At 70.7% G+C, this 14,948-nt stretch carries 15 protein-coding genes; 13 read left to right on the forward strand and 2 right to left on the reverse strand.

The window, feature by feature from the left end:
• Nucleotides 1-51: 51 nt before the first annotated feature.
• The 6 genes from AZE13_RS01490 to AZE13_RS01510 all read left to right on the forward strand — a co-directional run bounded on the left by AZE13_RS01490 (nucleotide 52) and on the right by AZE13_RS01510 (nucleotide 5,085).
• Entirely contained in the window at nucleotides 52-483 is a 432-nt protein-coding gene (locus AZE13_RS01490) for a hypothetical protein (RefSeq protein ID WP_066925824.1), read from the forward strand.
• Between the two features lie 323 nt (nucleotides 484-806).
• On the forward strand, nucleotides 807-1,676 hold the full coding sequence (locus tag AZE13_RS37425) for a helix-turn-helix transcriptional regulator (RefSeq protein ID WP_066925827.1): 870 nt from the start codon (nucleotides 807-809) through the stop codon (nucleotides 1,674-1,676).
• The gene (locus AZE13_RS37735) at nucleotides 1,579-1,779 is read left to right on the forward strand and encodes a DUF397 domain-containing protein (protein ID WP_258527526.1); all 201 of its coding nucleotides are present in this window, start codon (nucleotides 1,579-1,581) and stop codon (nucleotides 1,777-1,779) included. The genes AZE13_RS37425 and AZE13_RS37735 overlap by 98 nt, the downstream gene beginning before the upstream one ends.
• 264 nt (nucleotides 1,780-2,043) lie before the next feature.
• Entirely contained in the window at nucleotides 2,044-3,822 is a 1,779-nt protein-coding gene (locus AZE13_RS01500; RefSeq protein ID WP_258527527.1) for a hypothetical protein, read from the forward strand.
• 1 nt (nucleotide 3,823) lies between these two features.
• Nucleotides 3,824-4,231 carry a hypothetical protein gene (locus AZE13_RS01505; protein WP_066925830.1) on the forward strand — a complete coding sequence of 136 codons (408 nt, stop codon included), beginning with the start codon at nucleotides 3,824-3,826 and terminating at the stop codon, nucleotides 4,229-4,231.
• Between the two features lie 92 nt (nucleotides 4,232-4,323).
• On the forward strand, nucleotides 4,324-5,085 hold the full coding sequence (locus tag AZE13_RS01510) for a hypothetical protein (protein ID WP_258527528.1): 762 nt from the start codon (nucleotides 4,324-4,326) through the stop codon (nucleotides 5,083-5,085).
• A 36-nt stretch (nucleotides 5,086-5,121) separates the two neighbouring features.
• Here the strand turns inward: AZE13_RS01510 and AZE13_RS01515 are convergent, their stop codons facing one another.
• Nucleotides 5,122-5,331 carry a DUF5988 family protein gene (locus AZE13_RS01515; RefSeq protein WP_066925836.1) on the reverse strand — a complete coding sequence of 70 codons (210 nt, stop codon included), beginning with the start codon at nucleotides 5,329-5,331 and terminating at the stop codon, nucleotides 5,122-5,124.
• 135 nt (nucleotides 5,332-5,466) lie between these two features.
• Here AZE13_RS01515 and AZE13_RS01520 point away from each other — a divergent pair, with 135 nt between their 5' ends.
• A complete protein-coding gene (locus tag AZE13_RS01520) occupies nucleotides 5,467-6,033 on the forward strand; it encodes a carboxymuconolactone decarboxylase family protein (protein WP_066925838.1) in 567 nt (188 codons plus the stop codon).
• Between the two features lie 66 nt (nucleotides 6,034-6,099).
• Here the strand turns inward: AZE13_RS01520 and AZE13_RS01525 are convergent, their stop codons facing one another.
• Nucleotides 6,100-6,924, reverse strand: a complete 825-nt coding sequence (locus AZE13_RS01525) for a hypothetical protein (RefSeq protein ID WP_066925841.1) — start codon at nucleotides 6,922-6,924, stop codon at nucleotides 6,100-6,102.
• Between the two features lie 351 nt (nucleotides 6,925-7,275).
• Between AZE13_RS01525 and AZE13_RS01530 the strand changes: the two genes are divergently transcribed.
• The 6 genes from AZE13_RS01530 (at nucleotide 7,276) to AZE13_RS01555 (ending at nucleotide 14,932) form a co-directional block, all read left to right on the forward strand.
• Nucleotides 7,276-8,784: an aldehyde dehydrogenase family protein gene (locus AZE13_RS01530; protein WP_066927079.1), complete on the forward strand. Its 1,509-nt coding sequence runs from the start codon at nucleotides 7,276-7,278 to the stop codon at nucleotides 8,782-8,784.
• A gap of 118 nt (nucleotides 8,785-8,902) precedes the next feature.
• Nucleotides 8,903-10,444 carry a GMC family oxidoreductase gene (locus tag AZE13_RS01535; RefSeq protein WP_066925844.1) on the forward strand — a complete coding sequence of 514 codons (1,542 nt, stop codon included), beginning with the start codon at nucleotides 8,903-8,905 and terminating at the stop codon, nucleotides 10,442-10,444.
• Between the two features lie 2 nt (nucleotides 10,445-10,446).
• Complete coding sequence (locus tag AZE13_RS01540; protein ID WP_066925847.1) at nucleotides 10,447-11,559, forward strand: glycine betaine/L-proline ABC transporter ATP-binding protein; 1,113 nt, start codon at nucleotides 10,447-10,449, stop codon at nucleotides 11,557-11,559.
• Nucleotides 11,559-11,750 carry a hypothetical protein gene (locus AZE13_RS36660; protein ID WP_066925849.1) on the forward strand — a complete coding sequence of 64 codons (192 nt, stop codon included), beginning with the start codon at nucleotides 11,559-11,561 and terminating at the stop codon, nucleotides 11,748-11,750. Before AZE13_RS01540 ends, AZE13_RS36660 begins: the two co-directional genes overlap by 1 nt.
• The gene (locus tag AZE13_RS01550; RefSeq protein ID WP_066925852.1) at nucleotides 11,747-13,840 is read left to right on the forward strand and encodes an ABC transporter permease; all 2,094 of its coding nucleotides are present in this window, start codon (nucleotides 11,747-11,749) and stop codon (nucleotides 13,838-13,840) included. The genes AZE13_RS36660 and AZE13_RS01550 overlap by 4 nt, the downstream gene beginning before the upstream one ends.
• 3 nt (nucleotides 13,841-13,843) lie before the next feature.
• Nucleotides 13,844-14,932 carry an ABC transporter substrate-binding protein gene (locus tag AZE13_RS01555; protein ID WP_079123586.1) on the forward strand — a complete coding sequence of 363 codons (1,089 nt, stop codon included), beginning with the start codon at nucleotides 13,844-13,846 and terminating at the stop codon, nucleotides 14,930-14,932.
• The last annotated feature ends 16 nt before the right edge of the window (nucleotides 14,933-14,948 follow it).

A 14,948-nucleotide genomic window follows, 5' to 3' on the forward strand; every position in this document is an offset into this window, starting at 1 on the left:
GAGGGTCAGAACCCGGGGCAGAATCCCAGTCGCAACTCAAGGACGGATCTCATGAAGCGCAAGCTCGCCCTCACCACAGCCACCGCGGTCATCGGAGTAGGCGGTCTGGTCGGCGTGGCTCCGGCCGCCACTGCCGCGCCCTCCTCGCCCGCCACCACCACTGCTGCCGCTGCGGCAGCCTCTTCGGCGCAGCAGTCCGGGACCGAGACGTTCATCACGGACGCGCAGGGCCGCAAGGTGGCGAAGATCAAGTACACGACGCTGAACACGCGCGCCGCGAAGGGGTGGGTCAAGAAGCTGTCCAACGACAAGATCTGCGCCCAGGCGCTGGTGAAGTGGTACAAGGGCGGCAAGGTCAAGGACACCGACCTGTCCAAGAAGGTGTGCCGCAAGGGCAAGACGCACCACTTCTCCCTGCGCGCCGGCGACAAGCCCCACTTCTTCACGGCCAGCAAGGTGAAGGCCGGAATCAGGCTGTCCTGATCACCGGCGAAGACCGTCAGCGCCAAACCGGCCAGGTGAACACGAGGGGATTGACCTGACCGGCGAAAAGGAACCGGGCCCGGCAGCCGCACAGCTGCCGGGTCCGGACTGTCACTGTCGGTGGTGCGTGGGGTGGCGGCGAAGCTCGACGTTGCAGTCGGTCGCCTTCGATCTGTCCCCGACGGCGTACGCCGCCGCACGCTGCCGGGCCAGCGCCGCGCATACATCACAACCGGCTACCGGCTCGGGCTCCCGCCGCGTAACGTGGTGCATGTCGTCAATCTCTCTGGGTTGAAGGCCACGCCCCCGGACGTCACCGGGAGGTGGTGGGCCTCACCCAGGCCGTTTTAGCGAGCAAGATCCCCTGCGATCGCTCGCACGTAGCGCGGGTGGAGGCGGGCACGCGCGTCCCGCACGACTCCTTCGCGAAGACCTGCGACGAAATACTGGGCACCGGCGGGGTGTTGGAGCGGTTGTGGGGGCAGATCGACTGGTATCCGGAGGTGCAGCATCCGGACTGGTTCGAGCGCCGGGCCGCGATGGACGCGGAGACGGTGGAGCTGCGGGAGTATCAGGAGCGGATCGTCCCCGGCTTGTTGCAGACGCCCGAATATGCGTGGGCGCTGTTCTCGCAGGTCATGAGCGGGGATGAGGTCGAGACGCGCGTTCACGCCCGGTTGAGTCGACAACGGCGCTTCCTGGCCGACGGAGGCCCGCTGTACATCGCGCTTCTGGACGAGAGTTGTCTGCGCAACATGGTGGGAAGCGCAGCCATCATGCGGGACCAGTGCGCGCACTTGCTGGAGGCTGCACGACACCCCAACATCCTCATCCAGGTGGTTCCGTCGGACCGACCGGACGTCGCGCGCCCCAACGGCTCCATGTCGCTGATCGAACTCCCCGACGGACATCGGTGGGTGTATTCGGAGTCGTTGGACCGTGGCCATTTCAACGACGATCCTGCCCTCTTCAGGCGGCACAGCCAGGCTTACGATGTGCTGAGGGCGGACGCTCCGTCAGCCCGTGAGTCCGGCGCTCTGATCAGCGACGCGATGGAAGGGTACGAGCAGCATGGACAGGCACGAACTCGGCGCGGTGACCTGGGTCAAAAGCAGCTACAGCGGCAACAACGGCGGCAACTGCATCGAAATCGCCCCCGGTATCCCCGCCCTCGTCCCCGTCCGCGACAGTAAGAATGCTGACGGCCCGGTGCTGGCCTTCCCCGCCGCCGACTGGTCGTCGTTCGTCGCGGCCGTCAAGGGTGGGGAGTTCCAGGCAGCCGGGTTCGTCGGCTGAACGCCGGGTCGGCGACCTTGGGTTAGCGCCTGACACGGAGTGTGTCTCTCGCCTATGCTGCGGCTTCCGTTGGCGTGATGGGGGAGGCCGATGTCTCGGATGGATGTGCCCGCGCAGCCTGGGGAGCCCGGGGGTGTTGCGGGCCGCGCATGGCTGACCAAAGAGCCGGGTGGGCCCGGCGGTCCGGGCGGGCCGCCGTCTTCGCTGCCCGCCACTCCGCCCGGCGCCAGTGAGGCAACCCGGCTGCTGTGTGCCGGTACGTACATGGACGCGGGGTTCCGGGACGCGGTCGTCGACGAACTGTACGTCCACGAGGAGCGGTTCGCCGCACCCTCCCTGGGCATCGACGCCGCCCGGGTGCTCGCCCACGCGCTGCGCTCCCGCCGTCTGGAGCTGGGCTGGGCCGCCGCGATCCTGTTCGTGTGGATCGTGGCGCTTCCGCTGTCGTCCGGGCTGGCGGCGCTCTATGTCTTCCCGGTGGCCCTCATGGGGCTCGCCCGTTTCGTCCGCCGGGCGCCCATCCCGCAGTGGCTGGCGCGCGGTGTCTCCTTCCTGTTGCGCTGGTACGGGCGGATCACGCTGTTCCTGTTCGTGCTGGCGCTGCTGATCGCGGCCTTCACCGGAAGCGCCTCCTTCGGGAGCGGCGTGGGGGATTCGGTCTCCGACCTGCTGCCGGACCTCCTGTCGGGGTTCGGGTCGTCCGGGAGCGGTGGATACGGCGGCTACAGCGGCTACAGCGGGTATTCGGGTCACGGGGCGCTCTCCGGGGTCGCCACCAGCGTCTCGTACGTGGAAGTCGCGCAGGGTTCGAGCGCAGGCTCCGACTCGGGGCTGCTCCAGGTGTGGGTCACGCTGCTGCTGCCCCTGCTGGTGGCCGCGATGGTCTGGATGCAACAGGGCCAGTTCGCCCGGGTGCTGGCCGGTGAGCTGTCCCGCGAACGCTTCCCCGACGTGATGAACGACCCCGCCGAGCGGGCCGAGGGGATGCGCTTCCGGCGGCTGATGGACCGGGTGCGCATCGAGCAGCACGGGCCGCTGGTGATGTACCGCGCCGCCGACCCGTTCTGCGGCGCCGGATGGTCGTACAAGACCTGGTCGCTGTCGGTGGAGCTGAATCCGAGGTCGGACCGGAAGGCGGAACCGCTCGACAACAGCGCCATCCTGGCGCGGATCGTCCCGCTGGTCGCGGCGCTGCGGGTGCCGTCCCCGCACGGTTCGCCGGCGGCGGCGGACGCGGTCCGCGACCGGCTCCGGGCCATTGAGATCGACGAGTGCGTGTTCCTGCCGGCCGAGGGGCTGCCGACCCGCGAGGCGGCGCCGTACGCGCCCCAGGCGTTCGAGCAGCACCGGGCCGCCGCGGTGGAGGAGGGCGGCGAGACCCGTCGGCACTTCCTGCGGATCCGGGTCGGCGGCTGGGAGGAGGGCGTGGTCACCACGGTCTTCGTACGGGTGCACACCCAGGGCGGGATGCTGATGCTGGAGGTCGCGCCGCATGTGCTGTGGCCGCTGCGGCAGCTGTTCCAGGACGCCGACCGGATCGCCCACCAGTACCGGCACCACCACCACTTCGGCAAGGCGGTCTGGGCACTGACCCGTACGCCCCGCTCCGCGGGTGACGCCGTGCTCACGCTGGTGCGCGGTCTGCAGTCGGCCTGGCGGCTGGCCACCGCGGGACATGACGCGGCGCTCCCCGAGGGGCCCGGTGCCGCGGTCCGCGAGCTGGGTTCGTACGGTGAGTCCTCGCTCTTCCAGGACATGGACGTGGCCCGCTATCTGAAGACCATTCAGCAGCGGGTGGCGGCAGGGGTGACCACCGCGCTGCGCGAGGCCGGTTACCAGACCGAGGAGTTCGAGCAGCGGATCGTCCATGTCGCCGAGGGCGGTACGTACGTCGAGTCCGCACAGGGCGCGATCGGCATCGGTGACCACAACACGATCACCCACAACGCCGGCGGTTCCAGCGGTTCCAGCAGGTCCAGCAGGTCCACGAGCAGCAGCACCGGCAGCGGCCCGACGGGCTCTGCGGCGAAGGGGAGGAAGTAGCGTGGCGGCAACGGCTGACGAGCGCGACAGGGGCACCGGGCCGGGCACGAGCACGGGCGCCGGCATCCATATCGGGAGCGTCCAGGGGGCGTTCGCCATCGGTGACCACAACACGGTGACCCACAACGAGGGAACCGGCGTGGCGCCGGCGGACCCGGCGCAGCAGGAACTGCTGCGGGCGGTCCGCGAACTGCGTGAGGATCTCGCCCGGGCGGTGGAGACCCCGCAGATCACGGTCCTGCGCGGGGAACTCGCCGATACCGAGACGGAGATCGCGGAGGGCGGTGCGGCGGGGGCCGGGCGGCTGGCCCGGCTTCGTACGGCGCTGGCGGACGCGGGCGCGGTCGTCGGCCTGCTGGCCTCCGGGGCCGCGGTCGGCCAGGCTGTCGCGGCCCTGGTGGGAGGCTGACGGTGAAGCGCCGCGGCCAGGCCCGCTGGAACAGTGAGACGCAGCGGTGGGAGGAGGGCGCACCGGAGCCCGTCCGATCCTATACGGGGCCGATGCCGCCACGGCCGACGTTCGCGCCGGAGCCCGGCCCGTTCCCCGGCCCGTATGGCGGGGGCGGTGGCGGTGGCGGTACCCGCCGTCGTACCGCCGCGCTGGTCGCCGCTGGGGCGGTGGCCGTGATCGCCGCGTCCGCCTACGGCGGCTACCTGCTCTTCCACCGCGGCGACGGCGACTCCCCGCCCGCGGCCCGGCCCCCGGTTTCCGCCACACAGACCCCCGCCACCGCCGACACCACCTCCCAGCCGTCCACCGCACCGTCCGCGGGCTCCTCGTCCCCTGCGTCCGCCTCGCCCTCGCCCTCACCCTCGCTTCCGGCCGGTTACCACCTCGTCCACGACGCCAAGGGGTTCACCATCGCCGTACCGGACGGCTGGGAGCGCAGCGAGCGCCCGGGCGGGGTCTTCTACACCACCCCGGACGAGCGCGGCCTGGTGCAGATCTTCGAGATCACCGAGCCGGACATCTCGCCCGAGGAAGCGCTCCGTACGGCCTCCAAGGGGCTGTCCGGCAACCCCGGCTATCAGGAAGTCAGCCTCGGGCCGATGACGGGTGGGGCGCCCGGCACGGACGCCGCCCAGTTGGTCTACGCCTATGACAGCAAGCGGCTCGGCGTCCGCGTCAAGGCCGTCGACTGCGCGTTCACCGTCGCCGACGGCCGTCAGTTCGCCGTCCTGGTCCTGGGCCCCGAGGCCGACTGGCCACAGCAGGAGCGGATCCAGCGGATCGCGCTACAGGCCTTCGCCCCCGGGAACTGAGCTCGGCGCCCCGGGCGGCGTTGCCTGGTAACTCGGTTACCCGGGCAGCTCGGTGCGTTCCCACCACTCGTAGACCGGGAGCGGACCCTCGGGGGTGTTCTGCCTGCGGTCGGTGGCACGGAAGTGCTCGTAGCCGTTACGGAACGGCACCTTGAGGTCCTCCCCGGGAGGGCCGGCCGGCACGATCCTCTCGGGCAGCTCCTCGGGCCCGCCTTCCAGCACTGCCTTCGCCGCTGTCTCAGCCATGCCTGCATTCTCGCTCCCCCGATGTCACATCGGACGGAACCGGTACGTCATTGGGGTGAGGGCTCGCTCCCGGGCCCCGCAAACGCACCGGTACGCCCCGGTACGCACCGGAACCGACGAGGAGGCCTCACAGGCATGGCTACCGCCCGAATCTCTCTCACCCCGCGCCGCACGCTCACGATGCGCTTGGCGGAGTGGTACTGCCGACGCGCGTACGGCGAGGTCGCGCAGCCCGCGCTGGCGCTGGGCCACCACCCGAAGCTGCTGCGCCAGTACTTCTCCTTTGAGCAGAAGGTGTCCCGCTGGAAGGCGCTGGATCCGGGGCTCAAGCACCTGGCGGTGCTGTCCTCGGCGGCGGCGATCGGCTGCTCGTGGTGTGTGGACTTCGGCTACTGGGAGGCCGACAAGCTGGGGCTCCCGCTGGAGAAGATCAGCAAGGTGCCGGACTGGCGGGCACACCAGGACTCCTTCACGGAGCTGGAGCGCCAGGTCATGGAGTACGCGGACGCGATGACCGCGACTCCGCCGGAGGTGCCCGACGACCTGGCCGGGAGCCTGCGCCGGCAGCTGGGCGAGGCTGCGTTCGTCGAGCTCACCACCATGGTGGCGGTGGAGAACCTGCGCTCCCGCATCAACAGCGCCATGGGCCTGCGCAGCCAGGGCTTCTCCGACAACTGCGCGATCCCGTTGACCAAGCGCTGATAGCCCGTGGGCCCTGGGTCCAGGGCCCAGGCCGGGCTACGGCACGCCTACGCATAGTTATGCAGCTCAGACGCTCTTCGTCCCCTGGATCAGGTCCTCGTAGACCGCGACGTCGACGGTGTCGCGGGGGTCGGGCGTCTTGGTGGGAACGGGGGTCCCGTAGTTGCTCAGCAGGATCGTGCCGATCTGGTGGTTGGCCTCGGCGGTGAGCTTCAGGGGGTAGGGCCTGCCGTTCGTCGCGACGTAGAGGGTCTGGACGACTCCGTCGAACTTCTTGGTGACGGGGAGGACCGGGGTGCCCTCGTGGACCGTGGGCTTGCCCTTGCTGAGGGTGGGGGTGGGGGTGGGCGACAGCGGGGCGGAGGGCGGCGGGGTGCCGGAAGGCGGCTGGCTGGGGCCGACCGCCGACTCCTGGAAGGCGGTGAGGTCACAGGCGACGGAGAGGCTCTGCAGGAAGTCGTCGCGGGTGGTGCCGTGCAGGTACTTGTTCTTGTACTTCTCGGCCGCTTCGGTGCCCTCGCGGCCGGGCAGTTGGCTCTTCCAGAAGGCCGCGTCGGGCTTCAGCCAGACCTTGTTCCCGCGTTTGATGATCTGCACGCGGCCGAACGGACCCTTGCTGATCGAGCCGGCGCAGTTGCCGCCCCGGTCCAGGACGAGGTCGAGCTTGGTGGGGTTGGCGGTGGTCTGGGTGCGCAGCCGCAGGGATTTCGCGGCGACGAGTTCCCCGAGGGCGTCGTCGGATATCTGCTGGGCGGATTTGCCCGCGAGGTCACCCTCCCCGTCGGGGTCGCCGGGCGCCGAGGGCGCGCCCATGTACGCGGCTCCGGCGATCAGGGCGGCGCCGCAGGCCAGGGCGGCTGTGGTGGCGACGGCACGGCGTCTGCTGGTCATCTCGGCACCTCCGGTCCGGAGGGGAGGGGATGGGGGAGGGGACGCGGGGAGGGCGACAGTGAGGGGGCGCGTATGGGTATATGGCTCTTCAGGGTACGTAACGGGGCATTCTGCTGCATTCCGTTATCCCCGCCGCCGGGCCGTGGCAGTGGAGCGGCGGCCGACCGGCGGCGCCAGCGCGGGGGCTTATCAGGCCTTAAGCGGATGTTCTGGGGCATTGGGGCCCGCAATAAGTGAGTCGGGTCACTTTCGGCGAATGTTTAGGCATACGTATTCGGGATGTGGGGAGGGGTCCCAGCTGCTGGTGACGACCAGCGGGAACACATTTAGGTAGTGGGAAGGCAGCACAACGTGTCGGCAATCGAGACCATTCACGTAGACGGGGTGTGGCGTCAGGCCGCATCCGGCGCCTCGCGGGAGGTCCTCGACCCCGCCGACGCGACGATCCTCGCCACCGTCGCCGAGGGAGGTGCCGAGGATGTGGACGCCGCCGTGGCGGCCGCCAAGCGCGCCTTCGACGGCGGCCGGGGCGAGTGGTCCCTGACGCCCGTCGCCGAGCGCGCCGCGCTGCTGCGCCGGGTCGCCGACCTGCTCCAGCGTGACCGCGAGGACATCGCGCTCATCGAGAGCCGCGACACCGGCAAGACGCTGGAGGAGGGCCGGATCGACGTCGACTGCGTGACCGACGCCTTCCGCTACTTCGCCGATCTCGTCATGAACGAGAGCGGCGGACGGGTCGTGGACGCGGGCAACCCGGACGTGCACAGCGTCGTCGTGCACGAGCCGGTCGGCGTCTGCGCGATGATCACCCCCTGGAACTATCCGCTGCTGCAGGCCAGTTGGAAGATCGCCCCGGCGCTGGCCGCGGGCAACACCTTCGTCATCAAGCCGAGCGAGGTCACCCCGCTCTCGACCGTCCACCTGGTCAAGCTGGTCGTCGAGGCCGGCGCGCCGGCCGGTGTCGCGAACATCGTCACCGGCGCGGGCCTGCCGGTCGGCCAGCGGCTGGCCGAGCACCCCGACGTGGACCTGTTCTCCTTCACCGGCGGCCTGGTCAGCGGCACCAAGGCCGGTGCGGCCGCCGTCGCGGGTGCGAAGAAGATCGCCCTCGAACTGGGCGGCAAGAACCCCAACGTCGTCTTCGCCGACGCCTGCGCCACCGACGAGGGCTTCGACACCGCCGTCGACCAGGCGCTGAACGCCGCCTTCATCCACAGCGGCCAGGTCTGCTCGGCCGGCTCCCGGCTGATCATCGAGGAGTCGGTACGCGACCGCTTCGTCGCCGAACTCGCCCGCCGCGCCGAGAAGATCAAGCTGGGCCGCGGCACCGCCGACGGCGTCGAGTGCGGCCCGGTCGTCTCCCAGCAGCAGCTCGACAAGGTCGAGGCGTACGTGGCCTCCGCGCTGGCCGAGGGTGCCCAGCTGCGCTGCGGCGGCAAGCGCCCCGAGCCCAGCGACGTACGCCCCGCGGCCGGCTACTTCTACGCGCCGACCGTCCTGGACGGCTGCCACCGCGAGATGAAGGTGGTCCGCGAGGAGACCTTCGGCCCGATCCTGACGGTCGAGACCTTCACCACCGAGGACGAGGCCGTCGCGCTCGCCAACGACACCGAGTACGGCCTGGCCGGAGCGGTCTTCTCCGCCGACACCGCCCGCGCGCGGCGCGTCGCCGCCCGGCTGCGGCACGGCACGGTCTGGATCAACGACTACCACCCCTACCTCCCGCAGGCCGAGTGGGGCGGCTTCGGAAAGTCCGGCATCGGCCGCGAACTGGGCCCGGCCGGCCTGGCCGAGTACCGCGAGAGCAAGCACGTCTACGAGAACCTCCGGCCCGAGCCGGTCCGCTGGTTCGCCGGCTGAGCACCGCGTCACCCCGGCCGGACCCGTCAACCGGCCCAGTACGTCCGTCTGTTCGCACCCCCGCGCACACGCACGCACTTTGCAGACACCGCAGTTTTGCAGGAGAAGGAGCACCCCCATGACCGTGTATGACTACGTCGTTGTCGGCGGCGGAACCGCAGGATCGGTGATCGCGTCCCGCCTGACCGAGGACCCGAATGTCACGGTGGCCGTCATCGAGGGCGGCCCCAGCGACATCGACCGCGACGAGGTCCTGACGCTGCGCCGCTGGCTCGGCCTGCTCGGCGGTGAGCTGGACTACAAGTACACGACCACCGAGCAGCCGCGCGGCAACTCGCACATCCTGCACAGCCGCGCCAAGGTTCTGGGGGGCTGCTCCTCGCACAACACCCTGATCTCCTTCAAGCCGCTGCCGTCCGACTGGGACGAGTGGGCGGCCGCGGGCGCCACTGGCTGGGGTTACAAGGAGATGGACCCCTACTTCGCCAAGCTGCGCAACAACATCGTGCGGGTGGCCGAGAAGGACCAGAACCAGATCGCCACCGACTGGATCGAGGCCACCACGAAGGCCCTCGGCGTGCCCGAGGTCATCGGCTTCAACGACAAGCCCTTCGAGGACGGCGTCGGCTTCCTCGACCTGGCCTACCACCCGGAGAACAACAAGCGCTCCTCCGCCTCCGTCGCCTACCTCCACCCCCACATGGAGGCCGGTGACCGCCCCAACCTGACGCTGCTGCTGGAGACCTGGGCGTACAAGCTGGAGCTGGACGGCACCCGGGCCAAGGGCGTCCACGTCCGTACGAAGGACGGCGAGGAGGTCTACCTGGAGGCCGCCCGCGAGGTGCTGGTCTGCGCCGGTGCCGTGGACACCCCGCGGCTGCTGATGCACTCCGGCATCGGCCCGAAGAAGGACCTCGAGGCGCTGGGCCTGCCCTGTGTGGTCGACCTGCCGGGCGTCGGCGAGAACCTCCAGGACCACCCCGAGTCGGTCATCGTCTGGGAGACCAACGGGCCGATCCCGGAGAACTCCGCGATGGACTCCGACGCGGTGCTGTTCGTCAAGCGGGACCCGGAGCACAAGGGCCCCGACCTGATGTTCCACTTCTACCAGATCCCGTTCACCGACAACCCCGAGCGACTGGGCTACGAACGCCCCGAGCACGGCGTGTCGATGACCCCGAACATCCCCAAGTCCCGCGCCCGCGGCCGCCTCTACCTCACCTCGGCCGACCCCGAGGTCCAGCCCGCCCTGGACTTCAAGTACTTCGAGGACGAGGGCGACTACGACGGCCGGACGCTCGTCGACGGCATCAAGCTGGCCCGTGAGATCGCCCAGGCCGAGCCGTTCGCCAAGTGGCTCAAGCGCGAGGTCTTCCCCGGCCCCGAGGTCACCGACGACGAGGAGATCAGCGAGCTGGTGCGCAAGGCCGCGCACACCGTCTACCACCCGGCGGGCACCTGCAAGATGGGTGCGGCCGACGACGAACTCGCCGTCGTCGACCCGGAGTTGAAGATCCGGGGCATGCAGGGCATCCGCATCGCCGACGCCTCCGTCTTCCCGACCATCCCGGCGGTGAACCCGATGATCGGCGTCCTGATGGTGGGAGAGAAGTGCGCCGAAATGCTCGTCAAGCCCACGACGCAGGGAGGTGATGCGTAAACATGGCTACCGCTGCTGCTGCCGACGCATCCGGCATACCCGAGCCCCGCGACACCGCCGCCGTCGAGAACGGCCGGGACGTCGTCTTCTCCGTACGCGACCTGTGGAAGGTCTTCGGCCCGAAGGCCGAGCGCATCCCCGGCGACGAGTCCCTCAACGGGCTGACCGCCGCCGAGGTGCGCGAGCGCACCGGCTGCACCCCGGCCGTCCGCGAGGTCTCCTTCGACGTCCACAAGGGCGAGACCTTCGTCGTCATGGGCCTGTCCGGCTCCGGCAAGTCCACGCTCGTACGCTGCCTGACCCGGCTCATCGAGCCGACCAGCGGCACCCTGGAGATCGACGGCGAGGACGTGCGGGGCATGGACAAGACCGCGCTGCGCGAGCTGCGCCGCAACCGCGTCTCCATGGTCTTCCAGCACTTCGGCCTGCTGCCGCACCGCACCGTCCTCGACAACGTCGCGTACGGCCTGGAGATCCAGGGCGTGGGCAAGGCCGAACGGCGCGCCAAGGCCCAGGAGATGGTCGACAAGGTCGGCCTCGGCGGCCTCGAACAGCGCCGCCCCGGACAGCTGTCCGGCGGCCAGCAGCAGCGCGTGGGCCTGGCCCGCGCGCTCGCCGTGGACCCCGAAGTCCTCCTCTTCGACGAGCCGTTCAGCGCGCTCGACCCGCTGATCCGGCGCGATATGCAGGAGGAGGTCGTCCGCCTGCACCGCGAGGAGGGCCGGACGATGGTCTTCATCACCCACGACCTCTCCGAGGCGCTGCTGCTGGGCGACCGCATCGCGCTGATGCGCGACGGCCAGGTCGTCCAGCTCGGCACCCCCGAGGAGATCGTCGGCTCCCCGGCCGACGACTACGTCCGCGACTTCGTCCGTGACGTGCCGCGCGAACAGGTCCTCACCGTCCGCCGCGCGATGCGCCCGGCGGAGGCGGGCGAGGACGGGCAGGGCGCCGCGCTCTCCCCGGACACGCTGTGCGCCGACGCCATCGAGGCCGTCGCCCGCTCCGGCGGCGCGGCCCGCGTCGTCGAGGACGGCCGCTGCATCGGCGTCGTGGACCACGCCTGCCTGCTGAACGTCGTCGCCCGCGTCGAGCGCGAGGAGGCGGCCGCCTGATGTACACCACCACCGCTCCCACACGGACGCACACACGGGCTCACACCCTGGGCGCCCCGGCCGGCGCCACGGGCCGTCTCCGCGCCGCCGCCGAGGCCCTGGCCTCGACCGCGCGCCGCCAGTGGCACCAGGCCCAGCGGGCAGCCGCGATGAATGTGCCGGCCGGCACGGTGAAACGGGGCCGCGCATGAGTGCGACCACTGCTCCCGCCCGGGAGAGGACGGCCGAGTCCGCCGCTGCCGGAGAGGCCGGCCGGTCCGGCGGCCCCGGCGGATCCACCGACTCCACCGGATCCGCCGAGAGCCCCGCCGGGACCGCCAAGTCCACTCCGCGCCAGGCGCTCCTCCGCTACCGCGGCCTCGGCAAGCTCCTGCTGCTCGCCGTCGCCGCGGCGGTCCTCGTCCCGATCGCCGCCGCCACCTGGGGCAGCGGGATGTGGCCCGGGTCCCTGTCGGTCGACCTGAGCGAGCCGCTGGGCAAGGTCAGCGACTGGATCATCGACAACCGCGACAGCCACCCGCTGTTCCTGTACTTCTTCGGCCACATCAGCAATGCCGTGGTCATGTCCGTACGGGCCGTGTACGTCGTGCTCCTCACACTCGGCTGGACCGGCGTGACCGCCGGCGTCACCCTCGTCGCCTGGCGCGTCGCGGGCCGCCGCGTCGCCGCCGTCGCCCTGCTGTCCTTCGCGCTCAGCGGTCTGCTCGGCATGTGGGTGCCGACGATGCAGACCCTCGCGCTGATGGTCGTGTCGGTGCTCGCCTCGGTCGTCGTCGGCGCGCTCCTCGGCCTCGCCGGCGGGCTGTCGGACCGGATGTTCCGCCTGCTGCGGCCCGTACTCGACACCATGCAGGTGCTGCCGGCCTTCGCCTATCTGCTGCCCGTCGTGCTGGTCTTCGGCCTCGGCGTGCCCGCCGCGCTGCTGACGACCGTCGTCTACGCGGCCCCGCCGATGGCCCGGCTCACCGCGCTCGGACTCCGCGGCGCCGACCCGGGCGTCCTGGAGGCCGTGTCCTCCCTGGGCGCGACCGGACGGCAGCGGCTGCTGACCGCCCGCCTGCCGCTGGCCCGCAGGGAGCTGCTGCTCGGCCTCAACCAGACCATCATGATGGCGCTGTCGATGGCCGTGATCGCCTGCATGATCGGCGCCGGTGGCCTCGGTGACCGCGTCTACCAGGCGCTCGCCTCGGTCGACGTCGGTGCCGCGCTGGCCGCCGCCATCCCGATCGTGTTGCTGGCGATCGTCATGGACCGGATGACCGCGGCGGCGGGGGGCGGGGACCGCCCCGCCCGCACGAACCCGAAGCCGGGCTCCGCCGGCGGCCCGCGTCTGCTGCGCGGCTGGCGCGGCTGGGCCGGCATCGCCGTCGTCACCGCCGCGCTCGCCCTGGTGGGCCGGCTCGCCGGCTCCACGGTCTGGCCGTCCGGCTGGGTCGTGGAGATCGCACCGCCGGTCAACGACTTCAAGGAGTGGATGGTCGACCACCTCTACTCCGGAGTCCCGGTCGTCGGCGGCACCGCCGACTGGGCCGCGAACTTCACCTCCTGGGTCCTGGACCCGCTGCGCGACGGCCTGACCGCGCTCCCCTGGTGGGGCGCGCTGCTGATCGTCGCCGCGCTGGCCTGGCTCATCGGCACCTGGCGTACCGCCCTGACCGCGGTGCTCGCGCTGGCGGCCATCGGAGTCCTGGGCGTGTGGAAGCCGTCCATGGACACCTTTTCGCAGGTGATCGCCGCCCTCGTGGTGACGCTGATCCTCGGCGTCGGCATCGGCATCCTGGCCTCGGGCAGCGAACGCTTCGAGCGGCTGCTGCGCCCGGTCCTGGACGTCATGCAGACCATGCCGCAGTTCGTGTACCTGATCCCGGTGGTCGCCCTCTTCGCCGTGGGCCGCGCCCCGGCGGTGGCGGCGGCGGTCGTCTACGCCCTGCCTGCGGTCATCCGCATCACCACCCAGGGCCTGCGCCAGGTCGACCCGGCGGCGATGGAGTCCGCCCGCTCGCTCGGCGCGACCCGCTGGCAGATCCTGCGCCAGGTCCAGCTCCCGCTCGCCCGGCCCTCGATGCTGCTGGCCGTCAACCAGGGAGTGGTCCTCATCCTCGCGGTCGTCGTCATCGGCGGCCTGGTGGGCGGCGGCGCGCTCGGCTACGACGTCGTCACCGGCCTGGCGACCGGCGACCTGGACCTCGGCCTGGTCGCGGGCGTGGCCATCGTCTGCCTCGGCCTGACGCTCGACCGCGTCACGCAGCCGACGGAACGCCGCGCGCGGAAGGGAGCCTGAACCATGGCACGTACGCGCAGAACAGTGACACGTACGCTCGGGGCGCCGGAAGGTACGTCCAGGACAGCGGAAGGTACGTCCAGGACAGCGGCACGCAGGCGGGGGACGGTCATCGGCGCCGGGCTCGCCGCCGGCGCGCTGACGCTGTCCCTCAGCGGCTGCGGTGCCGCCGACATGACCAAGCAGGCCTCGCCGTACGCGGCGGTGGGCGGCGCCAAGTCCGTCAGTATGCCCATCGGCACCTGGGTCGGCGCACAGGCGAACGTCGCCGTGGCGAAGTACCTTCTTGAGCACGAGCTCGGCTACCACGTCGACACCGTGCAGGTGGACGAGCAGCCGGCCTGGGACGCGCTCAGCCAGGGCCGGGTGGACGCCATCCTGGAGGACTGGGGCCACCCCGAAGAGGAACAGCGCTACGTCAAGGACAAGAAGACGGTCACGGCGGGCGGCGGCAACGGCGTCGTCGGCCACATCGGCTGGTGGGTCCCCAAGTACTGGGCCGACAAGCACCCCGACGTGACCGACTGGAAGAACCTCGACAAGTACGCCGACCAGCTCCGCACCGCGGAGAGCGGCAAGAAGGGCCAACTCCTCGACGGCTCCCCGTCCTTCGTCACCAACGACAAGGCGCTGGTGAAGAACCTCGACCTCAATTACGAGGTGGTGTTCGCGGGGTCCGAGGCGGCGCAGATCACCCAGATCAAGCAGTTCGCCAAGCAGCAGAAGCCCTTCCTCACGTACTGGTACGAGCCGCAGTGGCTCTTCAACCAGGTGCCGATGGTGGAGGTCAAACTCCCCGAGTACACCGAGGCCTGCGGGGAGAAGGGGGCCAAGGACCCGGAGTCCATCGACTGCGCGTACCCCACCGTCCCCCTCCAGAAGTACTTCAACACCGACTTCGCCAAGAGCGGCAGCACCGCCGCGAAGTTCCTGAAGAACTTCAGCTGGACCAAGGACGACCAGAACGAGGTCTCCGAATCGATCGCCTCGGACGGCCTCTCGTCCGAAGAGGCGGCGAAGCGCTGGGCGGAGAAGCATCCGGACGTGTGGAAGCGGTGGCTGCCCGAGGGGGCGAAGGACGCCAAGGAGTAGTAGGCAGCCGGGCTGC

The organism is Streptomyces sp. NBRC 110611, assembly GCF_001590865.1.
GTDB lineage: Bacteria > Actinomycetota > Actinomycetes > Streptomycetales > Streptomycetaceae > Streptomyces.